At 74.6% G+C, this 25,664-nt stretch carries 18 protein-coding genes and 1 pseudogene; 10 read left to right on the top strand and 9 right to left on the bottom strand.

The window, feature by feature from the left end; genetic code table 11:
* Window positions 1–26 precede the first annotated feature (26 nt).
* The 4 genes from ACWGSR_RS01845 (at window position 27) to ACWGSR_RS01830 (ending at window position 4,107) form a co-directional block, all read left to right on the top strand.
* A complete protein-coding gene (locus ACWGSR_RS01845) occupies window positions 27–611 on the top strand; it encodes a molybdopterin-dependent oxidoreductase (RefSeq protein ID WP_453562976.1) in 585 nt (194 codons plus the stop codon).
* A 110-nt stretch (window positions 612–721) separates the two neighbouring features.
* A complete protein-coding gene (locus tag ACWGSR_RS01840) occupies window positions 722–1,111 on the top strand; it encodes a TOBE domain-containing protein (protein ID WP_376239962.1) in 390 nt (129 codons plus the stop codon).
* 93 nt (window positions 1,112–1,204) lie between these two features.
* Entirely contained in the window at window positions 1,205–2,020 is an 816-nt protein-coding gene (modA, locus tag ACWGSR_RS01835) for a molybdate ABC transporter substrate-binding protein (RefSeq protein ID WP_376239964.1), read from the top strand.
* 89 nt (window positions 2,021–2,109) lie between these two features.
* Window positions 2,110–4,107, top strand: coding sequence for an ABC transporter permease (locus ACWGSR_RS01830; protein WP_453562973.1), 1,998 nt, complete (start codon window positions 2,110–2,112; stop codon window positions 4,105–4,107).
* A gap of 346 nt (window positions 4,108–4,453) precedes the next feature.
* Here ACWGSR_RS01830 and ACWGSR_RS01825 read toward each other — a convergent pair whose 3' ends face one another.
* Window positions 4,454–7,681 (bottom strand): AfsR/SARP family transcriptional regulator, encoded by a 3,228-nt coding sequence (locus ACWGSR_RS01825; protein ID WP_453562971.1) that lies wholly within the window; start codon window positions 7,679–7,681, stop codon window positions 4,454–4,456.
* Window positions 7,682–8,108: 427 nt separating this feature from the next.
* On the opposite strand from ACWGSR_RS01825, the gene ACWGSR_RS01820 reads away from it, so the two are divergent.
* Entirely contained in the window at window positions 8,109–9,650 is a 1,542-nt protein-coding gene (locus ACWGSR_RS01820) for an outer membrane protein assembly factor BamB family protein (protein WP_453562969.1), read from the top strand.
* Between the two features lie 53 nt (window positions 9,651–9,703).
* On the opposite strand, the pseudogene ACWGSR_RS01815 reads toward ACWGSR_RS01820, so the two are convergent.
* A pseudogene (locus ACWGSR_RS01815) lies at window positions 9,704–10,381 on the bottom strand (NADPH-dependent F420 reductase); the annotation flags it as partial.
* 125 nt (window positions 10,382–10,506) lie between these two features.
* On the opposite strand from ACWGSR_RS01815, the gene ACWGSR_RS01810 reads away from it, so the two are divergent.
* A complete protein-coding gene (locus ACWGSR_RS01810; protein ID WP_453562968.1) occupies window positions 10,507–12,510 on the top strand; it encodes a bifunctional serine/threonine protein kinase/MFS transporter in 2,004 nt (667 codons plus the stop codon).
* Between the two features lie 79 nt (window positions 12,511–12,589).
* Here ACWGSR_RS01810 and ACWGSR_RS01805 read toward each other — a convergent pair whose 3' ends face one another.
* The 6 genes from ACWGSR_RS01805 to ACWGSR_RS01780 form a co-directional block, all read right to left on the bottom strand.
* On the bottom strand, window positions 12,590–13,993 hold the full coding sequence (locus ACWGSR_RS01805; protein ID WP_453562966.1) for a DEAD/DEAH box helicase: 1,404 nt from the start codon (window positions 13,991–13,993) through the stop codon (window positions 12,590–12,592).
* A gap of 237 nt (window positions 13,994–14,230) precedes the next feature.
* A complete protein-coding gene (locus ACWGSR_RS01800; protein ID WP_033201600.1) occupies window positions 14,231–14,434 on the bottom strand; it encodes a cold-shock protein in 204 nt (67 codons plus the stop codon).
* 218 nt (window positions 14,435–14,652) lie between these two features.
* Window positions 14,653–15,468, bottom strand: coding sequence for a DUF817 domain-containing protein (locus ACWGSR_RS01795; protein ID WP_453562965.1), 816 nt, complete (start codon window positions 15,466–15,468; stop codon window positions 14,653–14,655).
* Between the two features lie 117 nt (window positions 15,469–15,585).
* Window positions 15,586–17,031 carry a glyceraldehyde-3-phosphate dehydrogenase gene (locus tag ACWGSR_RS01790; protein WP_376238504.1) on the bottom strand — a complete coding sequence of 482 codons (1,446 nt, stop codon included), beginning with the start codon at window positions 17,029–17,031 and terminating at the stop codon, window positions 15,586–15,588.
* Window positions 17,032–17,195: 164 nt separating this feature from the next.
* The gene (locus ACWGSR_RS01785; protein ID WP_453562963.1) at window positions 17,196–18,227 is read right to left on the bottom strand and encodes a serine hydrolase domain-containing protein; all 1,032 of its coding nucleotides are present in this window, start codon (window positions 18,225–18,227) and stop codon (window positions 17,196–17,198) included.
* Window positions 18,228–18,391: 164 nt separating this feature from the next.
* Complete coding sequence (locus ACWGSR_RS01780) at window positions 18,392–20,197, bottom strand: VanW family protein (RefSeq protein ID WP_376238499.1); 1,806 nt, start codon at window positions 20,195–20,197, stop codon at window positions 18,392–18,394.
* Between the two features lie 255 nt (window positions 20,198–20,452).
* Here ACWGSR_RS01780 and ACWGSR_RS01775 point away from each other — a divergent pair, with 255 nt between their 5' ends.
* Together ACWGSR_RS01775 and ACWGSR_RS01770 are read left to right on the top strand one after the other, a co-directional pair.
* The gene (locus ACWGSR_RS01775) at window positions 20,453–21,487 is read left to right on the top strand and encodes a LacI family DNA-binding transcriptional regulator (RefSeq protein ID WP_376238496.1); all 1,035 of its coding nucleotides are present in this window, start codon (window positions 20,453–20,455) and stop codon (window positions 21,485–21,487) included.
* Between the two features lie 69 nt (window positions 21,488–21,556).
* Window positions 21,557–21,859, top strand: coding sequence for a hypothetical protein (locus ACWGSR_RS01770; RefSeq protein WP_453562961.1), 303 nt, complete (start codon window positions 21,557–21,559; stop codon window positions 21,857–21,859).
* A 20-nt stretch (window positions 21,860–21,879) separates the two neighbouring features.
* Here the strand turns inward: ACWGSR_RS01770 and ACWGSR_RS01765 are convergent, their stop codons facing one another.
* Window positions 21,880–22,125: a hypothetical protein gene (locus ACWGSR_RS01765; RefSeq protein WP_376238491.1), complete on the bottom strand. Its 246-nt coding sequence runs from the start codon at window positions 22,123–22,125 to the stop codon at window positions 21,880–21,882.
* Between the two features lie 148 nt (window positions 22,126–22,273).
* On the opposite strand from ACWGSR_RS01765, the gene ACWGSR_RS01760 reads away from it, so the two are divergent.
* Window positions 22,274–23,344, top strand: a complete 1,071-nt coding sequence (locus tag ACWGSR_RS01760; protein WP_453562959.1) for a phosphatase PAP2 family protein — start codon at window positions 22,274–22,276, stop codon at window positions 23,342–23,344.
* 44 nt (window positions 23,345–23,388) lie between these two features.
* Window positions 23,389–25,611, top strand: coding sequence for an NADP-dependent isocitrate dehydrogenase (locus ACWGSR_RS01755; protein ID WP_453562957.1), 2,223 nt, complete (start codon window positions 23,389–23,391; stop codon window positions 25,609–25,611).
* Window positions 25,612–25,664 lie beyond the last annotated feature (53 nt).

Genomic DNA, 25,664 nt, shown 5'->3' with positions numbered 1-25,664 from the left:
CACCGACCGCCGCGAGGGGACCGACGATGAGCCGACCGAACGCCGCACCCCACCCGACACCCGCCGCCGCACCCGTCCCCACCTCCGTCCCCACTCCCACTCCCACCCCCGTCCCCACTCCCACCCCCGTCCCCGCTCCCGTCCTCGTCCCCGCCGGCTCCTTCGCGCTCCGGGGGGACGTGGCCCGCCCCGCCGTGCTCGCCGTCGCCGACCTGCGCCGGGGCTGGGAGCAGCACCGGGCCGACGTCGTCTTCGACTGCGCCACCGCCGGGCCCCAGCACCACACCTTCGCCGGGCCCCTCCTGAGGGAGGTCGTCGCCGGGGCGCTGCCCCGCTTCGACCCCGCGCGCCGCAAGGAGCGCGCCCGCTTCCTGGTCGCCGTGAGCGGCGGCGACGGGCACCACGCGCTCCTGTCGTGGGCGGAGATCGACGCCGACTTCGGCGACGCCCCCGTCCTCCTCGCGACCCGGATGGACGACCGGGACCTCGACGGGGCCGGCCCGCAGCTCGTCGTCCCGTCCGACCGCTGCGGAGCCCGCTACGTCAGCGCCGTCACGGGCATCTGGATCGGCCCCCCTCGGCTCACCGGAAGCCTTCCGTCCGAGGCGTGAGACCGGAGGGCGACCCCTCTCGTCGGTTCCTACCACCCTCCTCTCATCCGCGATGGAGAGTCCCACGACTTTCTTGCAGATGAGAGTGGGAACGGCCTACGGTGTCGCATATGCAGTCCTACACCATCGGGCAGGCAGCGCGTCTGCTGGGCGTCAGCCCCGACACCGCGCGCCGCTGGGCGGACGCGGGCCGGGTCGCCACCCACCGCGACGAGAGCGGGCGGCGCGTCATCGACGGGAAGTCGCTCGCGGCGTTCTCCGTGGAGATCGCGCAGGGCGACGACGAGGACGCGTCGTACACGTCGGCGCGCAACGCCTTCCCCGGCATCGTCACGGCGATCAAGCTCGGCGACGTCGCGGCCCAGGTCGAGATCCAGGCCGGTCCGCACCGGCTCGTCTCCCTCCTGACCCGGGAGGCCGTGGAGGAACTGGGACTGGAAGTCGGCATGCAGGCCACCGCCCGCGTGAAGTCGACCAGCGTGCACATCGACCGCACCTGACCACCCCTCACGCACCACCGAAACACCTCGGCCGTCGGCGCGGCCGGCCTCTTCCCCGCACTTCCGATCCGTCTCCAAGGAGTCCAGACCCTCATGTCCCTCACCCTCACCGGGCGCCGTGCCGCCGCCGGCGCCCTCACCGCCGCCCTGCTCGTCCCGCTCGCGGCCTGTTCGAGCGACGACGGCAAGAAGGACACCGGCGGCTCCACGGCCACCGCCTCCGGCTCCGCGACCGGCGCCCCCGCGGCGAACCTCACCGTGCTCGCCGCCGCGTCCCTGACCGACGTGTTCAAGACGGCCGGCGCCGCGTACGAGAAGTCCCACCCCGGTACGAAGCTCACCTTCTCCTTCGCGGGGTCGCAGGAGCTCGTCGCCCAGGTCTCCCAGGGCTCGCCCGCCGACGTCCTGGTGACCGCCGACACCAAGAGCATGGACAAGGTGAAGGCCGACACCGGCACCCCGGCGGTCATCGCCAAGAACCGTCTCGTCATCGCCACCGGCGAGGGCAACCCGCACAAGGTCGACGACCTGAAGGACCTCGCGGACACCAAGCTCAAGGTCGTCCTCGCGGCCCCCGAGGTCCCGGCCGGCAAGTACAGCAAGCAGGTCCTCGACAAGCAGAGGATCGCGGTGAAGCCGGTCTCCCAGGAGCCCAACGTGCGCGCCGTGCTCAGCAAGGTCGAGCTGGGCGAGGCCGACGCCGGCCTCGTCTACAAGACCGACGCCGAGAGCGCGAAGGACAAGGTCGACGCCGTCGAGATCCCCGACGACCAGAACGCCGTCGCGCAGTACCCGGCGGCCACGCTGAAGGAGTCGAAGAACGCCGACGCCGCCGCCGCGTTCGTCGCCTGGCTGTCCTCGCCGGAGGGGCAGAAGATCCTCCAGGACGCCGGCTTCCAGAAGCCGTAACGTACGGGATCGTCCACGATCGGGAGGGGCTGCCCGCACCGGGGGACCGGGCAGCCCCTCCGCTCCACCCCACCTCTCCGGGACAGACGATGAAACGATCAGGCATACGCGTCGCCGCGAGGCGCCCCGGGAGCTCCCGGCCGCCCCTCGCCCTCGCGCTGCCCGCGCTGGCGGCCGTGGCCTTCCTGGCGCTGCCCCTGATCGGCATCCTCGTGCGGACCGAGTGGGGAGAGCTCGGCGGCCACCTGACCGCGCCGGGGACCGTCGAGGCGCTGAAGCTGTCGCTCCTCGTCTCCTTCTGGGCGCTCGGCCTCTCGCTGCTCCTCGGCGTCCCCCTCGCCTGGCTGCTCGCGCGGGTCTCCTTCCCCGGCAAGGCGCTCGTCCGCTCGCTCGTGCTGCTGCCGATGGTGCTGCCGCCGACCGTCGGCGGCGTCGCGCTGCTCCTGGCCTTCGGCCGGCGCGGACTGCTCGGGCCGTGGCTGGAGGGCACCTTCGGCATCACCCTGCCGTTCCACACCTCCGGCGCGGTGGTCGCGGCGACCTTCGTCGCCATGCCGTTCCTCGTCATCAGCCTGGAGGGCGCGCTCGGCGGCCTCCGGCCCCGGTACGAGGAGACGGCGGCGTCCCTCGGAGCCTCGCCGGTCCGCGTCTTCTTCACCGTCACGCTCCCGATGGTGGCGCCCGGGGTCCTCGCGGGCGCGGCGCTCACCTGGGCGCGGGCCCTCGGCGAGTTCGGCGCGACGATCACCTTCGCCGGAAACCTGCCCGGGACGACCCAGACCCTCCCGCTCCAGGTCTACCTGCTGCTCCAGGAGGAACCCGAGGCCGCCACCTCCGTCTCCCTCCTGCTCCTGGCCATCGCCATGGGCGTCCTCATCGCCCTGCGCGGACGCTGGACCGGCACCCCGGCGGACGGGAGGCGCCGCCCCGCCCCCACGGAGGAACCGACGACGGGGGAACGGACCACGGGGGAGCCGGCCGCGGCGGGACCGGCCGCGGGACGACCGGCCGCGGCGGTACCGGCCACGGCGGAGAGCGCCCCGCCCGGCGGGCGCTGGGCCCTGCACGCCGACGTCACCGGCTTCACCCGGCTCACCCTGGACGCCGGACCCGGCACCACCATCGCCGTCGTCGGCCCCAACGGCGCCGGCAAGACCACCCTGCTCCGCGCCCTCCTGGGCCTCACCCCGCGCGCCCGCGCGGACCTCCGGCTCGGCGACGAGGACGTCACCGCCCTGCCCCCGCACCGCCGCCACGTCGCGTGGGTGCCGCAGGACGGCGCGCTCTTCCCGCACATGTCGGCCCTCGCCAACACCGCCTACGGCCTGCGCGCCCAGGGCGTCGCCCGCTCCGAGGCCCGCCGCGAGGCGCAGGCCTGGCTCGACCGCCTCGGCGTCGGCCACCTGGGGCACCGGAAGCCCGCGCAGCTCTCCGGCGGCCAGGCCCAGCGGGTCGCCCTCGCCCGGGCGCTCGCCGCCCGCCCCCGGCTCCTCGTCCTCGACGAACCCCTCGCCGCCCTCGACCAGACCACCCGCGCCCACGTCCGGCACACCCTGCGCACCCACCTCGCCGGCTTCGGCGGCGTCTGCCTCGTCGTCACCCACGACCCCGTCGAGGCCGTCTCCCTCGCCGACCGCGTCCTCGTCCTCCAGGACGGCCGGGCCCTCCAGGACGACACCCCGGCGGAGGTCACCCGCCACCCCCGGTCGCCCTGGGTCGCCCGGATGCTCGGCCGCAACGCCTGGCCCGGCACCGCCACCCCCGACGGCCTCGCCCTCGACGGCGGCGGCACCCTGGTCGCCGCCGAGCCCCCGCCGCCCGGCACCCCGGCGCTCGCGATCGTCGGGCCCGAGGCGGTGTCCCTGCACCGCGAGAAGCCCGCCGGCAGCCCCCGCAACGTCTGGCCCGGCACCGTGCGCGAGATCACCGCCAGCGGCAGCCGCCTCCGCGTCCTCGTCACCTCCGACGGGGCGCCCGACCTCGTCGCCGAGATCACCCCCCAGGCCGCCGCCGAACTCGGCCTCGCCGACGGCGTATCCGTCTGGACCGGCATCAAGGCGACCGAGGCGACGATCGTCACCCTCTGACCGCCCGCCCGCCCCGGCACCGGGGAACGACACCACGGACCGCCCTCCTCGCCGAGAATCGCATCGGCGAGACGAAATCGAGCATTCACCTGGCAGATGTGACCCTTGGCGGCCCGTCGGCCTCTTGGATGATCCACTGTGTCCACGCCCCGCGAGAGGGCCGTTTTCTGTGTCCCGGTCCAATCGTCCCGACGGGGCGGGGACTGCTTGACTGACCCGTGTCGGCCTCCCCGGTGCGGAGGAGTGGCTCTCGCCGCCCCGGGCCGACCGGAGGCCCCCGCGTACCGCTCGCGGTGTTCGGTGCGCGGGGGCCCGTACGGCCCCGGGCCGTCGTGCCGTCGTGCCGTCAGAAGCGTTCCCACGGGGGCGGCACCGCGCCGGCCAGGCCGTCGCGGGCCAGGGCGCACTCGTGGGGGTGGTCGTCCGCCCCGGGCAGGGCGAGGGCGGCCTCGAACTCCCGGCGGGCCTCGGCGTGCCGGCCCGCGGCCGCGTAGGTGCCGCCGAGCCGGACGCGGACCTGCATCTCCAGCCACGTGCTGGTGTGCCGGGTCAGCGCCGACAGGGCCTCGTGGTGGGTGTCGACGGCCGGACCCAGCCGGCCCTGGACGTGCTCGGCGGCGGCGAGCCGCGAGAGGGTCGCCGCCCGCAGCGGCGGGTCCTCGACCTCACGGGCCAGGTCGGCCGCCCGCCGCAGCAGCCCGACGGCCTCCGCGGTCCGGCCGAGGGCCAGTTGGGCCTCGGCGACGAAGCACAGGCTGCCGGCGATCGTCCGGGGCCGCCCGCCCTTCTCGGCGAGCGCCAGGGCGGTGGCGTAGAACTCCAGGGCCTCCTCGTACCGCCCCTGCCGGTGGCGGATCGCGCCGAGGTTGCAGGTCACGATCCCGGCCAGCCAGTCGTCGCCGAGCCCGACCGCCCGCTCCACCGCCTCCTCCAGCCGGGCGGTGCCCTCCTCGACGCGGCCCAGCATCCACTCCGAGACCCCCATGCCGGCGACTGCCCGCACGCGGTCCCGGGGGTCGCCGTGGCCGGCGCCGTGCCGCAGCGCCTCCTCGAACCAGGAGTACGCCTGCCGGAACCGTCCCCGGTGCACGTCGAGGAAGCCCATGCAGTTGCGCAGCGCGGCGGGCATCCGCCGGTCGGAGGCCCGGTCCGCGCAGGACAGGGCGAGCTCCAGGGCGGTCCGGCACTCGTGGTGGTGCCCCTGCCCGAGCAGGTGGTCGGCCAGGGCCTCGGCGATCCAGCAGGCGTGGTCGAACTCCCCGGCGGCGACCGCGTAGGCCACCACGTCCACCAGTTCCCCGCCCGCCGCGCCCAGCCACGCGGCCGCCTCCCGCCAGTCCGCGAACGGAGCGCCGCCGGCGCCCTCGGGCCCGGTGGGGAACGCGTCCGGACCCCAGTCCGCGGCGAGCCGCCCGGCGGCCGTGTAGAGCCGCAGCACGGCGTCCCGGTCTGCGGCGGCCTCCTCGGGCGCCTCCGCGGCGAGCTGCCGCGCGTGCGCCCGTACGAGATCGTGCAGCCGGTAGCGGCCGGGGTGCGGCTGCTGCACCAGGCTCGCGTCGACCAGGTCCTCCAGGACCCCTTCGGCGTACTCCCGGGAACGGCCGAGCACGACGGCGAGCACGAGGTCGTCGAAGCGCGCCGTCGGGGCCAGGCCCACCGCCCGGAACCCGCGCCGCAGTCCGGGCGCCAGCTGGTCGTACGACATCCGGAAGGCGGCCTCCACGCTGCGGTCCTCGGCCCGCAGCTCGCCGAGGCCGCGCGCGTCGTCGGACAGCCGCCCGGCCAGGAAGGCCAGGGTCCACGACGGGCGGTTCTGCAGCCGGGCGCTCGCGATGCGCAGCGCCAGGGGCAGTCCGCCGCAGCGGCGGGCGAGTTCGCGGGCCGCCTCGGGCTCGCGGTCCGCCCGGTCCGTGCCGAGGAGCTCGCGGAGCAGCCCGACCGCGACCCCCGTGTCCAGCGGCTCCACGGTGAGCCGCGCGTCGGCGTCGAGGCCGGGCAGCCGCTGCCGGCCCGCGACGAGGACCCGGCTCCCGGGCCCGGCGGGCAGCAGCGGACGCACCTGCTCGGCGCTGCGGGCGTCGTCCACGACGAGCAGCAGCCTCAGCCCGCTCGTGGCGGCCCGCCAGGCCGTGACCAACTCCGTCAGGTCGTCCGGGTCGTCCCCGTCCTCGGCGCCGTGCGGTGCGTCGGGGACCCCGTGCCCCTGGTCGCGGACCGCGCGCAGCAGCCGGCGCAGGGCCCGCCGCGGGTCGACGGTCTCGTGGGCGGCGCCGTGCGCGTGCAGGTCCACGAACAGGCAGCCGTCGGGGTGGGCGTCGGCCAGCGCCCAGGCGGCCCGCACCACCAGGGCCGTCTTGCCGACCCCCGCCGTGCCGTCGACGGTCACCACGGACACCGCTCCCGGGGACACCGGCGCGGTGAGCAGCGCGAGTTCGGCCTCACGTCCGATCAGACAGGCGGTGTCGCCCGGGAGTTCGTTGCGGTGCCGCCGGGGGCGGCGGGTCCGCTCGGACGCGCCGGTCCGGTCCGGGTGCCCGGGGCGCTCGTCGTGCCGGGGGCGGGGGACGCCCGGGGGAGCGGGGCCGTCGGCGAGGTGGTGCTCGACGTCGCCGCCGGAGAGGCGGGAAGCGCTTTCGCCGTCGCCGGAGACGGCCTCGACAGCGGGGCGGCGTCCGGCACCGGCGCCGGCACCCGCACCGGATCCGCCACCGGCGACGGAACCAGTACCGGCACCGGCACCCGTGCCGGCCGTCGCCCGGCCGAGCAGCAGCCGGTCGTCCCGCCGCAGGACGGCCTGGTGCACCCGGCGCAGCTCCTCGCCGGGCTCCACGCCCAGTTCGTCGAGGAGCAGACGCCGCGTCTCCCCGTAGACGGCGAGCGCCTCGGCCTGCCGGCCGCTGCCGTACAGCGCGCGCATCCGCAGGGCGGCGAGCGGCTCGTCGTGCGGCGGGGCCGGCGGCGCCGCCATGAGGCCGTCCAGGGCCTCCGTGTGACGCCCGAGCAGGACGAGGCACTCCGCCCGGTCCTGGAGCAGCGCGCGCCGCTGCCGGGCGAGGCGCTGCCGCTCGCTCCCGGCGAGGGGCCCCGGCAGCCCCGGCAGGGGCTCGCCGTGGAGCAGCTCCAGGGCCCGGCCCCCGTGGTCGAGCGCCGCCCCGAGGTCGCCGGCGGCCTTCGCCCGCCGGGCGTGGGCGGTCCGTTCGGCGAGTTCGGCGAGATCGGTCCCGGCCCCCTCGGGCACGAAGCGGTAGCCGCCGCGCCCGCCGAGGACCACCGACCCGCCGGGACCGGCGTCCGGTTCGTCGAGCGCCTTGCGCAGCGCGTAGACGTAGCTCGGCAGGACCCGGTGGCCGGTGCCGGGGGGTTCGGCGCCCCAGACGTCGTCGAGGAGGCGTTCGTACGTCACGAAGGCCGGTGCGCGCAGGACCAGGGCGGCGAGGACCGCCTGTCTGCGCACCGGACCGAGGGCGATCCGTCTGTCGCCGCGCCGGGCCCGTACGGACCCGAGCAGCTCGATCCGCAGGTGTTCCCCCGCACCGGCCGGGACCCCGCCCGGCCCCGCTGCCCGCTCGTCCACTTCGCCGTCCCCGTGTTCTCCGTGCGCCCCGTGCCCGCGCAGTTCTCCAAGACCCTTTCTTCAACAGGATTTCATCGCCCTTGCAACGCCGGGCGACAGGGTTGGCCGAGTTGTGTCGGGCACCCACGCATCGACGGGGGGCGGAGGTGCCGGGTGACGACGCACAGGGCGGGGCGGCAGTGTCGGCTGCCGCCCCGCGGCCGTCGGGGCCCCGGGCCGCCGCCCCGCGCGCCGGACCCGATCTGGCCGAAACGGTCCGCGAGGCGCGCCCGTCCGCTCCCTCGCGCGTCCGCCCCGCGGCCGCCGGACCGTCCGGCGAACGCGCCGCGCCACAGGGGCCGTTCGACGGCCTCGGGCCGGATCCGCACCGAGCCGGGCCGGCGCGAAGAACGTGAAGCGCGAAGAACGTGAAGAAGGGGAAGGACCGATGGAGCGCCCGCCGCAGCCCTGGTACGGGCAACGCCCGCCGCAGCAGACGGTTCCCGACAACCCGTACGCCCCGGAGGGGTACACCCCGACCCCGCCCCCGGCGCCCGTCCGCCGCCGGCGCCTCGGCGGGGGACCGGTGATCGCCGGGATCGTCGCCCTCCTGCTCCTGGCGGGCGTCGGGGCGTACGCCGTCCGGAGCGACCGGCAGGGCGGGACGGACTCGCCGCCCGCGGCGACGGGAACGGCGACCCCCTCCGGGACGCCGACCACCTCCCGTACCCCCGTGCCCGAGAAGATCCCCACGACCGAGGAGATCAACGCCGGGCGCGGGCCGGGGGACGCCACGGCGTGGATCGTCGACGACCGCACCGACCTGCCCCGCCGGAGCGTCAAGCTCTACGACTTGTGGGTCGTCGGCGACACCGTCGTCCAGGCCGTGCACCGGAGGGTCGTCGCCCACCGCCTCTCCGACGGCGCCGAGGTGTGGAGCGTGCCGCTGCCCGCCCCCGTCTGCGAGACACCGGTCCATCCGACCCCCGACGGCAAGGTCGTCGTGGTCTACAAGAGCAGCCAGGCCCAGAACGGGAACCGGTGCAACCAGCTCCGGATGATCGACCTGCGGACGGGGAAGGCCGGCTGGCACAAGGAGCTGACCGAGACGGGCCCCCGGGACCACGCGATCACCGTGAACACCGCCATCAGCGGCGACGTCCTCGCGGTCACCCAGACCATGACGGCCACCGCGTACCGCGTCGGCGACGGGTCCGAGCTCTACGACATCCCCATGGAGAACCCCGGCGAGTGCTACCCCGACGACGTGGCGGGCGGCCCCCGTCTCCTGGTGAGCTCCGACTGCGCGATCAGCGTCGACCGCAGCAAGACGTACAGCCAGCTCCGGGAGATCGACCCGCGCACCGGCAAGGTGCTCTGGCGCTACCGGACCCGGCCCGGCTGGAAGATCGGCAAGGCGCTCTCCGTCGACCCGGTGGTGCTCACCACCCTCCACGCCGAGAAACTCACCGACGACTGGCGGGTCGTCTCCCTCGGGCCCGGCGGAAGGCTCCGTGCCACCGTCGACGCCAGGGCGAAGGGGTTCGCGTACTGCGCCGACACGGGGGAGTCGGGCGAGAACATGCAGAACTGCAAGGGCAGCCTCGTCGACGAACGGGCCGTCTACCTGGGCGGGACCGACCGGGTCGGCGCCTACGACCTCGGCACCGGGAAGCTCCTCTGGGGCGTGAAGAGCGGGGGCGACACCACCCTCCATCCCCTGCGGGCGGAGGGCGGCACCCGGGCGCTCGTCTACGAGGGAGCCTCGCCGAACCGGCCGGGCGGCATCATGCGGCTGGGCCCGGGCGGCGCGGACACGAAGAAGCAGGTGCTGCGCCACCCCGCGTCGGCGCTCTCCGTGGAGTACCTCATGGCGGCCGGAAACCTGGCCCACGTGAAGGGCCGGATCGTGATCACCCCGTCGGGCGTCAACGGCGACGACGCGCAGCACAGGCCCCGCATGCTGTCCTTCGCCCCGGAGGGTTCGTGAGGGGCCCGGCCCGGGGACGCGCGGTCCTCCGGGCCGGGCGGAGCCCCGTGCGCTCAGCCCCGGAAGGAGGCGGGACGCTCGGGAGACGCCTCGGCGAGGGCCTTCGTCACGGCGTCGGCACCCGCGCGGAGCCCGTACACGGGAGTGTCGGGCTGCTGCCGCCAGGAGTCGTCGATGCCGCCGGCGTCGACCGTGTCGAAGCCGAGCTCGTCGACGAGGGCGCGGACGGTGGCCTTGGCGGCCTCGTCGTCACCGGCGATCGGCAGGGCGATCCGCTCGGGGTCGCCGGCCGGGCGCGGACGGTCGAGGATGTCCTGGGCGTAGGTGCCGTTGAACGCCTTGACGACCGGGTGGCCCAACTGCTTCTCCGTCCACCGGCTCTCGGTCAGGCCCTCGTCCTCGATGGCGGCGATCCGCCCGTCGCGCTCCCGGGGGTAGTAGTTGTTGGTGTCGACGAGGACGAAGCCCTCGGCGGCGCCGGCGAGCACGTCGTCGGGGAGGTCGGGGAGGTTCTTCAAGGGGATGGTCACGACGACCAGTTCGGCGCCGTCGGCGGCCTCGGTGACGGGGACCGGGGTGGCCCCGGTCTCCTCGGCGAGCGCGGTGAGCGTCTCGGGGCCGCGGGAGTTGGCCACGGACACGGTGTGACCGAGGGCCGTGAGACGACGGGTGAGGTTGCCGCCGATGTTGCCGGCGCCGATGATACCGATCTTCATGGGACGTCCTTCGTGAGCGCGGTCGCGGGGCGGATCCGGTACGGCCCGGGAGCGGGCCCCGGGTTCGTCCGGAGCGGCGCCGGCCGGCGCCGCGAATCCCCGTCGGTGAGGAAGAACGTCACGACCCGGAGGTTTCTTCCGTGGAACAGCTGATGCCCGAGGATCCGGTCGCCATCGGCCCGTACCGCATCGTCGCCCGGCTGGGCGCGGGCGGCATGGGCCTGGTGTACCTCGGCCGGTCGGAGGCCGGACGGACGGTCGCGGTGAAGGTGGTGCAGGCCGAGCACGCCCGGCACCCCGAGTTCCGCCGCCGGTTCGCGCGCGAGGTGGCGGCCGCCCGCCGGGTGGGAGGGGAGTGGACGGCGGCCGTGCTCGACGCCGACACCGAGGCGCCGGTGCCGTGGGTGGCGACGCAGTACATCGCGGGTCCCGACCTGACCACCGTCGTCGCCCGGGACTTCGGGCCGCTGCCCGAGCCCTCGGTCCGCACCCTCGCCAACCGCCTCGCCCTCGCCCTGGGGGCCGTGCACGGGGCGGGTCTGATCCACCGTGACCTCAAGCCGTCCAACGTCCTGATCACCGTGGACGGCCCCCGCGTCATCGACTTCGGCATCGCACGGGCGATGGACAGCCTGACCGGGGACAGTCTGCACACCCGCACCGGGATGCTGATCGGCTCGCCGGGCTTCATGTCGCCGGAGCAGGTGCGCGGCCTCGAACTCACCCCGGCGTCCGACGTGTTCTGCCTGGGCGCGCTCCTCGTCTACGCCGCGACCGGACGCCTGCTCTTCGGTGCGACGGACACCGGTCTGAACGCCCACCTCTTCCGGATCGCCGAGGAGGAGGCGGACCTGACCGGCGTGCCGGACCCGCTCGTCGACCTCGTACGCGCCTGCCTGGAGAAGGATCCGGCCAAGCGGCCCGCCCCCCGGGAGGTGGCCTCGCGCACGGCGCCCGACCGGGCCGGGGAGTGGCTGCCGGGGTCGGTGCTGGCCCAGCTCGGCCGCCGCGCCGCCCACCTCCTTGACTACGCCCCCGCCGCGCCCGTCGCCCCCGTCGCTCCCGCCGTGCTCGCCGGGTCCGGCGACGCCGTCGCCGCGTGGCCGGACCCCCGCCTCCACCTCGGCGGGCCGACGCCCCCGCCGCCCCCGTACGCCCCGACGGTCTCCGCCCCCTTCGGGGCCGCTCCCGGCTTCGGAGCGCCCCGGGTACCGCCGCCCGGAGGCCCGGGCGCGCCCCCGTCCCCGGCCCGTCCCCCGGAACCGGAGGTCTCTCCTCCCCGGCGCTGGTGGGGCCTGGCGGCGCTCGCCCTGGCGCAGTCGGCCGTGCTGGCCGATGCGGCGTTCGCCAACACGGCGGTGATGCGGCGGGACGTCGGCAGGGACCTGGGGCTCCCCGTCGACGGGGTGAGGGTGACGTCCACCGTCTACCTGGACGTGATGCCCGTCGCCTATGTGCTGGCCTTCGTCTGCCTTCTGCCGCTCGGCGCCCGGATCGCCGATCTCATGGGCCGCAAGAGGATGCTGACGGGCGGTCTGGTGGGCTTCGCGGCGGCCGCCGTCCTCGGCGGCATGGCGCCCTCGTCCGAGGTGTGGATCGCAGCCCGCGCCCTGCAGGGCGTCTTCGCCGCGCTGGTCTCGTCGTCCGTACCGGCCCTGGTGGCCGGGTCCTTCCCCGACCCCGGGGAACGCCGGAAGGCCTTCGGGACCCACGTCGCGGTCGCGGGCGGCGGTCCGGCGCTCGGCCTGCTCGCGGGCTGGCTGTTCCCCCTGGACCTGGGCTGGCGCTGGTGCCTGTTCGCCGCGGTCCCCTTCGCCCTGGCCGCCGCGCTCGGAGCGGCGGTCCTGGTGCACGACCGGCCGGGCCGCACCGGCGTCCGCCCCGACGGGCGCGGCGTGCTGCTCGGCGCCTGCGGGATCACCGGCATCGCCGGGGCCGTTCCGTACTTCACCGGCCACGTCGCCCTGGTTCCGGTCGCCGGGGTCCTCCTCGCGGCCTTCGTCTGGTGGCAGACCAGGACGCCCGACGCCCTCGCGCCACCGTCCGGCACCGGGGCCCGGGCGCACATCGGGTACTTCTTCGCGGCGGCCCTGACCAACGCCGCCGTCGCCGCCCTGCTCATCGCCGTGGGGCACCCCTACTAGGGCGTGTCCGGCGGATCAGGGCCGGGCAGGCGGGACTCCCGGCACACGCCCCGGGCCCGGCCCCGCCCGCCGGGGCCGGTCAGCCGCCCCTGCGGACCTTCGCCGCCCGCCGGGCCTCGGCCGTCTTCCGGGCCTCGGCGGCGCGGCGGGACTCGTTCTTGGCGCGGCCCGGACGGCCCGGGACCGTGCCGATGCCGCGGAAGGCCGCGCCGCCGCGCTTGGCGCCCTCCTGGGTCGGGGCGCTGCCGTCGACCGGGACGCCCGAGGGCTTCCGGGCGCCGGTGATGCGGGTCAGCTCGGCCTCGCCGGAGCGGACCCGGGTGACGTGGGGGCGGATGCCCGCGTCCGCCATGACGCGGGCCACGTCCCGCCGCTCCTCGGGGGTGACCAGGGTGACGACGACGCCGGACTCGCCGGCGCGCGCGGTGCGCCCGCCGCGGTGCAGGTAGTCCTTGCCGTCGGCCGGCGGGTCGACGTTGACGACGAGGTCGAGCGCGTCGACGTGGATGCCGCGCGCCGCCACGTTGGTGGCGACCAGGACCGGCACCTCGCCGCTCCTGAAGCGGTCCAGGGTGCGGGTCCGCAGCGGCTGGGACTTGCCGCCGTGCAGCGCCGCGGCCCGTACGCCGCTGCCGAGGAGGTGCCTGGTGAAGCGGTCCACGGCGTGCTTGGTGTCCAGGAACATGATCACGCGCCCGTCGCGGGCCGCGATCTCGGTGGCGGTGGCGAACTTGTCGGGGCCGTGCACGTGGAGCACGTGGTGCTCCATGGTGGAGACGGCGGCGGCCGACGGGTCGACCGAGTGCACGACCGGGTCGGTGAGGTAGCGCTCGACGAGCAGGTCGACGTTCCGGTCGAGCGTGGCCGAGAACAGCATCCGCTGCCCCTCGGCGCGCACCTGGTCGAGGAGTTCGGTGACCTGCGGCATGAAGCCCAGGTCGGCCATCTGGTCGGCCTCGTCGAGGACGGTGACCGCCACCCGGTCGAGCCGGCAGTCCTTGCGCTCCACGAGGTCCATGAGGCGGCCCGGCGTCGCGACCAGGACCTCGGCCCCGTCGCGCAGCGCGCCCGCCTGCCGGCCGATCGACACGCCGCCGACCACGGTCGCCAGACGAAGACCCAGCGCGGTGGCGTACGGGGCGAGCGCGTCGGTGACCTGCTGGGCCAGCTCCCGCGTGGGCACCAGGACCAGGGCGAGCGGCCTGCGCGCCTCGGCGCGGCGCCCGGCGGTCCGCACGAGCAGCGGCAGTCCGAAGGCGAGCGTCTTGCCGGACCCGGTCCGCCCGCGCCCGAGGACGTCGCGGCCCGCGAGGGCGTCGGGCACGGTGGCGGCCTGGATCGGGAACGGCTCGTCGACGCCCAGACGGCCGAGCACCCGGAGCACCTCGGCGGGCAGGCCGAGCTCGGCGAAGCCGGTGGCCGGTATCGGGGACGGCGCGCATTCGGCCTTCCGCGTGTCGTCCGTACGGGGCGTGTCGTTCATGTGACCTTCCTGGAAACGGTGCGTTCCGAGGAATTCACGACGGGCGGTTGACCCGTGAATTTCCGCGACGTACCGAAATGCCGTGCGACGGCGTGTGCGTGAGGGGTGATGCGTGCGGATCCGGACGCGCCGCGGGAGCGGGAAACGGCCTCCGGTCCGTGGGAAATCCGGAAAACGCGACGGGCCGGTGCCCTCACCACACGGGTGAGGGCACCGGCCGCGTCGGACGTGTCAACGTCAGGCGGGGAGGATGTTCTCCGCCTGCGGGCCCTTCTGGCCCTGCGTGACGTCGAAGGTCACCTTCTGGCCTTCCTGGAGCTCACGGAAGCCGGAGGTGGCGATGTTGGAGTAGTGGGCGAACACGTCCGGGCCGCCACCCTCCTGCTCGATGAAGCCGAAGCCCTTTTCCGAGTTGAACCACTTCACGGTGCCAGTAGCCATGTCATATCTCCTTTTCGGGGCGTAGCCCTGGGAGCCGCACTGTGCGGATCCCGGAGTCGCCGTGATGATTGCCCCGTCCGGAAACTGCACCGAAAACAAATCAAGTGCCTGACGATGTCGAATCGTCGAAGGCACTTGTAAGTATTTGGGAACCACAACTGCAACTGACATCGACTGTAGCACGTCGTCGGCGCCCGTGCGGGAAACCCACGAATTTCTCACCCGGAGCCGCCGAGAACAAATTTCCGGCCACCGCCCCGGCCGGCGCTCCTGCCGTCCTCCCGGCCACCGCCCCGGCCCCCGCCGGCCACCAGGACGAAGGTGACGCTGATGAGCAGCGCCCACGCGCCGAACTTGGACAGCGGCACGGGCTGCCAGCCGCCGAGCTGGTGCGGGTAGCTCCAGGCCCCGACGTAGGTCGCCGCGTTCTCCGCCACCCACAGGAAGAAGCCGATCAGGACGAACGACAGGGCCAGCGGCATCCGGTGGTCCCGGGCCCCGACCCGGAACCGCACCCGCGTGCCCGCCGTGGCGACGAGCAGCAGGGCGGCCAGGGCCCAGCGGGCGTCGGGCAGCCAGTGGTGGCTGAAGAAGTTCACGTACACGGCGCCGGCGAGGACCGCCGTGGCCCGGGGCCGGTAGCCCGTGAGCCGCAGGTCGAACAGGTGCCAGGCCCGGCACACGTAACTGCCCACGGCCGCGTACAGGAACCCGCCGTACAGGGGGACGCCGCCGAACTTCGTCAGCGCCTCCTCCGGATAGCTCCACGAGCCCATCCGCACCTTGACCAGCTCGAAGAGCAGGCCTATGGCGTGGCAGCCGGCGATCACGGCGACGTCCCGGCCGGTGTCCCAGCCGACCCGCCACGCGAGGAGCGTGAGCCCGATGCCGTACAGGAGGAGCAGGTCGTAGCGGGCGATCGGCAGTTCCGGCAGCAGCGTCGAGGCGGCGATCCCGCCGACGAGCGCGACGGCGAAGGCGCAGCAGCGCACCTCGAGGACCGTGAAGCGCAGCAGCTGGCGCGTCCCGTGCATGAACGTCTCCATGGCGGGAGGGACGCCGGCGACCGCGCGTCCGGTTCGCCGCCCCGGGAACGGCGGCGCGCCGCGCCCTCCGGGAAGGGCGCGGCGCGTCGTCGGGCGTCGCGGGGATCAGACCGCCGGCGACGGGAAGGTCGGGTACTCCACGCCGGAGACGTGCTGGACGACCCGGATGACCTGGCACGAGTAGCCGAACTCGTTGTCGTACCACAGGTACAGGATCGCGTTGTCGCCGTCGACCTTGGTCGCGCCGGCGTCGACGATCGACGCGTGGCGCGAGCCCACGAAGTCCATCGAGACGGCGTCGGGGGCCGTGGTGAAGTCGATCTGGCGCTTCAGCGGCGAGTGCAGCGAGACGTCGCGCAGGTACTCCAGGACCTCGTCGCGGGTGGTCTCGCGGCCCAGGCGCAGGCTCAGGATCGCGATCGAGACGTCCGGGACGGGGACGCGGATCGAGCTGCCGGTGATCGGGGCCTTCAGCTCCGGCAGCGCCTTGGCGACGGCCGAGGCGGCACCGGTCTCGGTGATCACCATGTTGAGCGGCGCGGAACGGCCGCGGCGGTCGGCCTTGTGGTAGTTGTCCAGGAGGTTCTGGTCGTTGGTGAACGAGTGGACGGTCTCCACGTGGCCGCGCAGCACGCCGTACTCGTCGTCCATCGCCTTCAGCGGCGGGACGATCGCGTTGGTGGTGCAGGAGGCGCAGGACAGGATCCGCTCGTCCGGCTTGACCGTGTCGTGGTTGACGCCGTGCACGATGTTCGGCACGTCGCCCTTGCCGGGCGCGGTCAGGACGACCTTGTCGATGCCGGGGCGCAGGTGCTTGGAGAGGCCCGCGCGGTCGCGCCACTTGCCCGTGTTGTCGATCAGGATGGCGTTCTCGATGCCGTACGCCGTGTAGTCGACCTCGGAGGGGTCGTTGGCGTAGATCACCTTGATGGTGTTGCCGTTGGCGACGATGGAGCTGTTCTCCTCGTCGACCGTGATCGTGCCCTGGAACTGGCCGTGGATGGAGTCGCGGCGCAGCAGCGAGGCGCGCTTGACGAGGTCCTGCTCGCCGCCGCCGCGCACCACGATCGCGCGCAGCCGCAGGCCGTTGCCCGAACCGGCCTTCTCGATCAGGAGGCGGGCGACGAGGCGGCCGATGCGGCCGAAGCCGTAGAGGACGACGTCGCGTCCGTCGCGGCGCTCGATCTTGTTCTCGCCGAGGGCGCCGGCGACGGCCTCGGCGGTGAACTCCGCCACCGAGAGGCCGCGGTCGTCGGTCTTGTAGTCGGCGGCCAGCATGCCGATGTCGATCTGGGACGGGCCGAGGTCGAGGGTGGTGAGCGTCTGGAGGAAGGGGAGCGTCTCGGTGACCGACAGCTCCTCGCCGGCTATCTGCCGGGCGAAGCGGTGGGTCTTGAGGATGCTGACCACCGACTTGTTCACCAGGGAGCGGCTGTGGAGGAGGACGGTGACGTCCTGCTCCCGGTGCAGCTTCCCGATGATCGGGATCATCGACTCCGCGATCTCCTCGCGGTTCTTCCAGCTGGTGAACGAGTCGTCATTGACAGTCACAAGTTTATCTTTCGAGCTAGGCGGCGCTCATATGGTAACCCCCGGCCCATTCGATCGATCAAGGGGTTCCGGGTGTGACGAGGGCCCCTTGTGTCCTGGGGCTCCGTCCCGTTCCGAGAGCCGGGCGGACGGGGGGCGCGGACGGGGCGGGCGGGGGCGGCCGGTCAGGGGAAGACCAGGGCCCGGAAGGCGTCCCTGACCCGGGCCAGCGGGCCGGGGTCGCGGGTGAGGTAGAGCCGGTTGGTCAGCAGGACGGCCCAGCGGCCCCGCGCGGGCGAGACCCAGAGGCCCGTGCCGGTGAAGCCGAAGTGCGCCCAGACGTCGTCCGCCGGACCCGTGCCCGGCGCCGGGTGCCAGAAGAGCCCGCGCGGCGGGTCGAGGCGGCCGGTGCGCACGCGCAGCGAGGCGGCGGTCCACCCGGCGGAGAAGGTGCCGGGCACCGGGTCGAGGAGGTGGCGCAGGAAGCGGCCGGTGTCGCCGGCGGTGGTGAAGACGCCCGCGATGCCGCAGGCGCCGCCGAGGAGCCGGGTCGAGAAGTCGTGGACGGTGCCCCTGAGCCGGACGCCGCTCTCCTCGTCGTACTCCGTCGGCGCGCACCGCTCCCTCAGGGCGGCGGGCAGCGGTCCGTACCGGGTCTCCGTCATGCCGAGGGGCGTCCAGACCCGCTCCCCGACGAGCCGGGGGAGGGGCAGCCCGGTGAGGTGTTCGGCGAGGTAGCCGAGGACCAGGGACGCCCGGTCGGTGTACGCGACGGCCTCCCCGGGCCGGTGCCGCAGCGGCTCGGACAGCACCCCGTCCCGCACGTCCTGCGGATCGGAGCCGTACAGGTGCCGCAGGTTGGCGCGCAGCGGCAGGCCCGCCGTGTGGGTGAGGAGGTGGTGGGCCGTGGCCCCGGCGAGCGGTCGGCCGGCCGCCTCCGGCCAGTACGAGCCGAGCGGGGCGGACGGGTCGAGCTTGCCGGCGTCGACGAGGGTGCCGGTCACGGCCCAGACGGCGAGGACCTTGGTGAGGCTCGCGACGTCGAAGAGCGTGTCGGGGCGCGTCGGCCCGGCGGGGTCCGCCGGGTCGAGGACGCCGACGGCCCCGGCCGACAGGGTGGTGCGGGCGTCGCCCGCGGCCCAGACGGCGCCGGGGACGACGCCCGCGCGCACGGCGTCGCCGAGCAGCCGCTCGCAGGGGTCGGTGCGCTGTGCCAAGGCGGGCCTCCGACGGATCGGGCGGCCCGTCGGGAACCAGGCGTCCGCCCGGAAGGCCGCGCCCCGGTCCGAGGTGCCCCGGGGTGCTTCCGGCGGACCCCTGCGGGCCGCGCTCCGAAGTGATGCCCGGGCCGGACGGGAAGACACCCTTCCGGAGGCGCGCGTCAGCGCCCGTCGGCGATCTCCTGCGGAGTCTTCGCCGGGACCTTCTCGGGGGTTTCCCCGCCGTCCACCGTGCAGGTCACCTCGTCGCGCGGGGTGTAGTGGGTCTTGAAGGTCTCCCGCTTGACCTCGGCGCCGCCGTTCTTGAACACCCGGTCCACCGAGATGTCGAAGCCCTCCAGCGGCGGCTGCGGCACACAGGCCTTGCCCGTGCCCTCGCGCTTCGCGGGCTGCGTGAGGTTGGTGCGCGGACCGGCGACCGCCTCCACCGAGTCGTACTTCTTCGTCCCGAGGAAGCTCACGGTGACCGAGGAGTCCGTCGCGCTCGCCTTGATGTAGATCGGCTTGCCCGTGTCGTTGCGGAACTTCAGGTCCAGGCTGCCCCAGGCGACGGTCGCCTCGCGGCCGGCCGGGTAGCGCTCGATGTAGAAGGAGTGGGCGCCGTACTCGACGGGCTTCACCCCGGCGAAGAACATGGCGTTGAAGACGGTGGTGGCCATGGCGGACACGCCGCCGCCGGGCGCGGACCGGTACTGGCCGTCGAGGATCATCGTGCCGTCGACGAAGCCGTTGTCCGGGGTGCGCTCGCCGACCGTCTTGTTGAAGCTCCACACCGCGCCGGGCTGCACGAGCGAGCCGTTGATCAGCTCGGCGGCCCGGCCGATGTTCGTCGTCCGGTAGGGGGCCGAGGGGAAGTTCACCGTGAACGACGACATCTGCTCGGTGATGCCGAGGCGGGCCAGCGAGTCGGAGGTCAGGTCGGGCCGGGTCACCTTGGTGGCCACCGCGGCCGTGCGGGCCGCGTCGCCGGTCTTCGCGAGCAGCGGGCGGACGGCGTCGCCGAGGGCCTTCGCGGTCACCTCGTGGCCCGGCCGGCCCTCCGACTCCACGACGACCTTGCCGTTCCGCACGCCGAGGGTCGACTGCGTCGGCGCGTTCGTCAGCGAGGCGAGCGGCCGCGCCACGTCCGGGTCGCGCAGCAGCGCGTCCGCGTCGAGGACCCCGCTGAGGTGCCCGTCGTCGTTCTTCACGGTGAGGTGGTCGCCCAGCGTGGCCGGGGAGATCCGCAGGCGCTCGCTCCCCGCCGTGAGCGTCACGGGGCCGGAGAGGGCGGGCTTCGCGTACGTGTCGAGGAAGCGGTTCACCTCGGCGGCGGGCAGCTTCGGCTGGGTCAGGGCGACGGGGAGGGCGACCGGCGACGCGCCCGTGGCGGCCGGGTAGGCCGAGCGGAGGGACTCGACGGACCGGGCGGTGTCCAGCTTCCGGCCCGTGACCGGCTGGGTCGCGACGGCCTTCCCGCCGCGGAAGGCGACGGAGCCCTCGCGGACCGCGCGGTCGTTCCGCTTCGCCAGGTCGGCCACGGTGGCCTTCGCCTTGGCCTCGTCGTACGCGAAGACCGGCCGGATGTCGCGCTCGCCGGAGGAGAAGAGGCGCCGGACGACGGTGACGGGGTCGCGGGAGGGGTCGGCCGCCAGCTCGGCGGTCTTCGCCACGTCCACGCTCAGCCCGGCGGCGGCCGGGTCCACGGTCGACGCGAGGTCGCCGACCCGCACGGGGATCGGCGCCTTCCACTCGGCCGGGGCCTCGGCGGCGAGTCTCGTCTCGGCCTGGGAGCGGCTCATGCCGCCGATGTCCACGCCGGAGACCCGGGTGCCGGCGGATATGTCGTCCCCGGTGGCGAGCAGGCCCGCACCGTACAGGCCGCCGGCGGCCACCGCGACCACACCTGTCGCGATCGCGGCCGTCCGGAGACGCGGACGGCGCCCCTCGCGGGGCGTCGGGTCGTGGTCGGTCCTGGAGCGGGGCACGCGCTCTCCCGGGGCGTCGAAGAGGAAGGGAACCCCACGACGGTACGCCGAAAGAGTGTCTTATGCACATAAGGTCGGTTTGACCTGCGGCAATACGGAGGGCGGTCGGAGGGGTACGGAAAGTGGCGCCCGGGTCGCTCCGGGCTCCGTGCGGAGGCCCGGGGCCCTCCGCCGCGCCCCGGGAGCGTCCCGCCGCGCCTGATAGGTTCGCGGGCGACGCAGGCGGGCCGGCGGCCCGGCGGGGAGGAGCGGCACATGGCGGTGAGCGGGCGGCAGACCGGCAGGCCCACCCTGGAGGAGGTCGCCGCGCGGGCCGGAGTCGGCCGCGGCACGGTCTCCCGGGTCATCAACGGCTCCCCGAAGGTCAGCGAACAGGCCAAGGCCGCCGTCGAACGGGCCGTCGCCGAACTCGGCTACGTCCCCAACCGGGCCGCCCGCGCCCTCGCCGGCAGCCGTACCGACGCCGTCGCCCTGGTCGTCCCCGAGACCGAGGCGCGGCTCTTCGCCGAGCCGTACTTCCTCGACATCATCCGCGGTGTCAGCGCCGAACTCGCCGACGCCGACAAGCAGTTGCTCCTCACCTTGATCCGCAGCGAACAGGAGCGGCAGCGCTTCGAGCAGTACCTCGCCGCCCAGCGCGTCGACGGCGTCCTCCTGGTCTCCGTGCACGGGGACGACCCGCTGCCCGACCAGGTCCGCGCCCTCGGCCTGCCCGCCGTCCTCAACGGCCGCCGCTCCAGGGACGAGAGCGTCGCCTTCGTCGACTCCGACAACACCGGCGCCGGCCGGACCGCCGTCGCCCACCTCGCCGCGCGCGGCCGGCGCGCCGTCGCCACCGTCACCGGCCCCCTCGACATGTACGTCGCCCGCTGCCGCCTCGACGGCTACCGCGAGGGCCTCGCCGAGGCGGGGCTCGCGGCCGACGAAGCGCTCGTCGCGAACGGCGACTTCACCGAGGAGGGCGGCCGCCGGGCCATGCGGGAACTCCTGGACCGCCGGCCCGACCTGGACGCCGTCTTCGCCGCCTCCGACGTGATGGCGGCGGGCGCCCGGGCCGTCCTGCGGGAGGCGGGCCGCCGGGTCCCCGAGGACGTCGCCCTCGTCGGCGTCGACGACTCGGCCGTCGCCCGGCACATGGACCCGCCGCTCACCAGCGTGCGCCAGCCCATCGAGGAGATGGGCCGCGCCATGGCCCGCCTGCTCCTCCAGGAGATCGCCTCGCCCAGCGCCCCCGACGACCAGCCCCGCCGGATGCTCCCCACCGAACTGGTGGTCCGCGCCTCCTCCTGACCGGCCGCGCGCCCCCTGTGACATGATCGCGCCGACCCGGCACGGTGCCGGAACCACAGGGGGCGGACCGTGTCCTGGCAATTCGCGTACCTCGCGCTTCCCTCCGGGATCCTCGCGCTGCTGCTCGCCGCCGGCGGTACGGTCGCCCTCCGCACCGGCCGGCTGCTTCCGACACAGCGCCGGCACGTCCACCGGGTCGGCCTCTTCGGCCGGGCCCAGCTGGTGATGGCGGGCGCGCTCGTGGTCCTGGCGCTCTCGGCGTTCCCGGACGACCCCGCCCTGAGGAACGGGATCGGCGTCCTCTCCGTCCCCGGCTTCCTCTGCGCCCTGGTCCTCGTGATCCTCGCCCGGCGCCCGCGCCGGGAGCGCTGAGAAGGGGCCCCTCCCACCGGTCAGGGGCGGGGACCCCTGTCCTCGTCGTGGACGATCCAGCGGCCGTCCCCGCCCCGGCCCGGCCGGAACCGGCGCCCGTCGGGCCGGTGCGAACGGTGCGATTCGCTCATCGCCTCGAAGGCCACGAACCCCGCGACCACCAGGGCGATCACGATCGCGCCCAGGACGTACCAGCCGTTCGGCGCCAGGAACCCGAACGCGACCAGGACCAGCAGCCCGATTCCGATCTTGCGCGGCATCGACATGTGAGACGTCTCCCCCCGGAGTGCGCGTACGGTCTCCGGGGCAGACGCGCGGACCGCCCGCCCGGTTCCCGGCCCCGCCCCGGCGCCCGGCGTGTCGTTCGGACGAGCCCAGCGGGCGGGGCGGCCGGGCGTGGGTTCGAATCGGGGCATGGCTTCCTACGACAGGCCCCGCACCGGCGGCTCCCCGAGGCCGCTCAGGGCCGGTGACACCTGGTGGTACGCCGCCATCGCGGGCGAGGCCGCCGACTCGTTCACCACCCGCGTCCGCACCCGGGCCCGGCGCGGCTGCCTCGGGGCCGTCCTCCTGCTCACGGTCGTCTACGCGGGGCTCGTCCTCACCGCGACCGGCCGTCGCTGGGGCGACGCCGCCACGGCCGGCCGGCGCGCCGACACCCCCGCCGCCACCCTGCTCCGCGACCACCCCTCCCTCGCCGGGCTCACCACCCTCTCGCTGGGCCTCGGCTGCGTCCTCCTCCTCGCCGTCGGCCTCATAGGCAGGCGGTACGTCCTCACCGGCCTCGCCGCCGGCGGAGTCGTCACCGCCCTCGCCCTCACCGGACTGCTCCGGCTGTACGCGCCCCGCCCCCGCGCCACCGGCGCCGCCGCCCTCCTGCCCAGCGGCTTCCCCAGCGTCCAGACCGCCCTCGCCCTGGGCGTCGCCCTCGGCCTGGCCCTCGTCGTCCCCCACAGGCTGCGCGCCCCCGCCGTCGGCGCCGCCACCCTCTGGGCCGCCGCCGTCGGCGCGCACACCCTCGCCGACGGCCGGCACCGGCCCGGCGACGTCATCGCCGCCGCCCTCCTCGTCCTCGCCGTCTTCTGCGGGATCCTGGCCCTCCGGGCCCGCAAGGGCGAGGTGCGCCCCGCGCCCCGGCGCCTGCCCGCCCCGGCGGCCCTCCTGGTGCTCGTCCCGCTCGTCCTCGTCGCGGCCGGCGGCCTCGCCGCCGGGATCTGGCTGCTCGGCGACACCCTCGCCCTGCCCGCCACCGCCCCCTACGACCCGGCCGAGCTCCGGCTCGCCCACCGCTGCGGACAGGCCCTCGCCGCCGGTGTGACCGCCGCCGCCGGAATCGTCCTGCTCCTCCTGCTCCGCCACGTCGACGTGGACGGCCCCCCGCCCCCGTACCGGCTCGGCGGCCCCTTCGCCGAGGCCGACGGGGCCCCGGAGGACGACGAGCTCGTGGGGCCCTTTACCGAGGACCGCGATCACGAGATATCTTGATGTCGAGCAATCTCGCATACGCAGACGTGGAGCGGAGCACCCTGGTGACTGACTCGACCATCATCTACACCCACACCGACGAGGCGCCTGCCCTGGCGACGTACTCGTTCCTGCCCGTGATCCAGGCGTACGCCTCGCAGGCCGGAGTCACGGTCGAGACGCGGGACATCTCCCTCGCGGGCCGCATCATCGCCGTCTTCCCGGAGTACCTGGAGGAGGGCCAGCGCATCGCCGACGCCCTCTCCGAGCTGGGCGAGCTGGCCAAGACGCCCGAGGCCAACATCATCAAGCTGCCGAACGTCTCGGCGTCCATCCCGCAGCTCAAGGCGGCCGTCGCCGAGCTCCAGGCCCAGGGCTACGCCCTCCCGGCCTACCCGGACGACCCGAAGACCGACGAGGAGCGCGAGATCCGCGCCCGCTACGACAAGATCAAGGGCTCGGCCGTCAACCCGGTCCTGCGCGAGGGCAACTCCGACCGCCGCGCCCCCGCCTCGGTGAAGAACTACGCCAAGGCCCACCCGCACCGCATGGGCGCCTGGACCCCCGAGTCCAGGACCAACGTCGCCACCATGGGCGAGAACGACTTCGCCTCCACGGAGAAGTCCGTCGTCATCGACGCCGACGACACCCTCCGCTTCGAGTTCACCGCCGCCGACGGCACCGTCAGCGAGCTGCGCGAGCCGCTGAAGGTCGTCGCCGGCGAGGTCGTCGACGCCGCCGTCATGCGCGCCGCCGCCCTGCGCACCTTCCTGAGCGAGCAGGTCGCCCGCGCCAAGGCCGAGGGCGTGCTCTTCTCCGTGCACCTCAAGGCCACCATGATGAAGGTCTCCGACCCCATCGTCTTCGGCCACGTCGTGCGCGCCTTCTTCCCGGCCACCTTCGCCAAGTACGGCGAGGTCCTCGTCGCCGCCGGCCTCTCCCCGAACGACGGCCTCGGCTCGATCCTCAACGGCCTGGACGGCGTCCCGCACCTGGGCGCCGAGATCAAGGCCTCCTTCGAGGCCGAGCTCGCCGAGGGCCCCGCCCTCGCGATGGTCGACTCCGACAAGGGCATCACCAACCTGCACGTGCCGTCCGACGTCATCGTCGACGCCTCGATGCCGGCCATGATCCGCACCTCCGGCCACATGTGGGGCCCGGACGGCCAGGAGGCCGACACCCTCGCAGTCCTGCCGGACCACAGCTACTCCGGCGTCTACCAGGCCGTCATCGAGGACTGCCGCGCCCACGGCGCCTTCGACCCGTCGACCATGGGCTCCGTACCGAACGTCGGCCTCATGGCGCAGAAGGCCGAGGAGTACGGCTCCCACGACAAGACCTTCGAGATCGCCGAGGCCGGCACCGTGCGCCTGGTGAACTCCGCGGGCGACACCGTCCTGGAGCAGGAGGTCGCCGAGGGCGACATCTTCCGCGCCTGCCAGACCAAGGACCTGCCCATCCAGGACTGGGTCAAGCTCGCCGTCACCCGCGCCCGCGCCACCGGCGACCCGGCCGTCTTCTGGCTGGACGCCGAGCGCGCCCACGACGCGCGGCTCATCGCCAAGGTCGAGCAGTACCTGCCGCAGCACGACACCGAGGGCCTGGACATCCGCGTCCTGTCCCCGGTCGAGGCCACGAAGTTCTCCCTGGAGCGCATCCGCCGCGGCGAGAACACCATCTCGGTCACCGGCAACGTCCTGCGCGACTACCTGACCGACCTCTTCCCCATCCTGGAGCTGGGCACCAGCGCCAAGATGCTGTCGGTCGTCCCGCTGATGGCGGGCGGCGGCCTCTTCGAGACCGGCGCCGGCGGCTCCGCCCCGAAGCACGTCCAGCAGCTCGTCAAGGAGAACTACCTCCGCTGGGACAGCCTCGGCGAGTTCTTCGCCCTGGCCGCCTCCTTCGAGCACCTCGCGACCACCACGGGCAACACCCGCGCCCAGGTCCTCGCCGACACCCTCGACCGCGCCACCGGCACCTTCCTCAACGAGGACAAGTCGCCGACCCGTCGCCTCGGCGGCATCGACAACCGCGGCAGCCACTTCTACCTGGCCCTGTACTGGGCCCAGGAGCTGGCCGCCCAGACCGAGGACGCGGAGCTCGCCAAGGCCTTCGCCCCGTTCGCCGAGAAGCTCGCGGCCGACGAGCAGAAGATCGTCGACGAGCTGATCGCCGTCCAGGGCTCCCCGGCCGAGATCGGCGGCTACTACCAGCCCGACCCGGCCAAGGCCGCGGCCGTGATGCGCCCGTCCGCCACCCTCAACGAGGCCCTCGCGTCCCTCGCCTGATCCGGCGCGCGGCCCCGTACCGCCCCGGCCGGAAACTCCTCCGGCCGGGGCGG

This window comes from Streptomyces sp. NPDC055632 (assembly GCF_053618675.1).
The sequence above is the reverse complement of the archived record's forward strand: the minus strand, read 5'-3'. Positions and strand labels throughout refer to the sequence as shown.

Bases quoted from the DNA above. Each gene is read 5' to 3' on its own strand.
- ACWGSR_RS01845 (WP_453562976.1), top strand. From the start codon at position 27: ATGAGCCGACCGAACGCCGCACCCCACCCGACACCCGCCGCCGCACCC.
- ACWGSR_RS01840 (WP_376239962.1), top strand. From the start codon at position 722: ATGCAGTCCTACACCATCGGGCAGGCAGCGCGTCTGCTGGGCGTCAGC.
- modA (WP_376239964.1), top strand. From the start codon at position 1,205: ATGTCCCTCACCCTCACCGGGCGCCGTGCCGCCGCCGGCGCCCTCACC.
- ACWGSR_RS01830 (WP_453562973.1), top strand. From the start codon at position 2,110: ATGAAACGATCAGGCATACGCGTCGCCGCGAGGCGCCCCGGGAGCTCC.
- ACWGSR_RS01820 (WP_453562969.1), top strand. From the start codon at position 8,109: ATGGAGCGCCCGCCGCAGCCCTGGTACGGGCAACGCCCGCCGCAGCAG.
- ACWGSR_RS01805 (WP_453562966.1), bottom strand. From the start codon at position 13,993: ATGAACGACACGCCCCGTACGGACGACACGCGGAAGGCCGAATGCGCG.
- ACWGSR_RS01800 (WP_033201600.1), bottom strand. From the start codon at position 14,434: ATGGCTACTGGCACCGTGAAGTGGTTCAACTCGGAAAAGGGCTTCGGC.
- ACWGSR_RS01795 (WP_453562965.1), bottom strand. From the start codon at position 15,468: ATGCACGGGACGCGCCAGCTGCTGCGCTTCACGGTCCTCGAGGTGCGC.
- ACWGSR_RS01775 (WP_376238496.1), top strand. From the start codon at position 20,453: ATGGCGGTGAGCGGGCGGCAGACCGGCAGGCCCACCCTGGAGGAGGTC.
- ACWGSR_RS01765 (WP_376238491.1), bottom strand. From the start codon at position 22,125: ATGTCGATGCCGCGCAAGATCGGAATCGGGCTGCTGGTCCTGGTCGCG.
- ACWGSR_RS01760 (WP_453562959.1), top strand. From the start codon at position 22,274: ATGGCTTCCTACGACAGGCCCCGCACCGGCGGCTCCCCGAGGCCGCTC.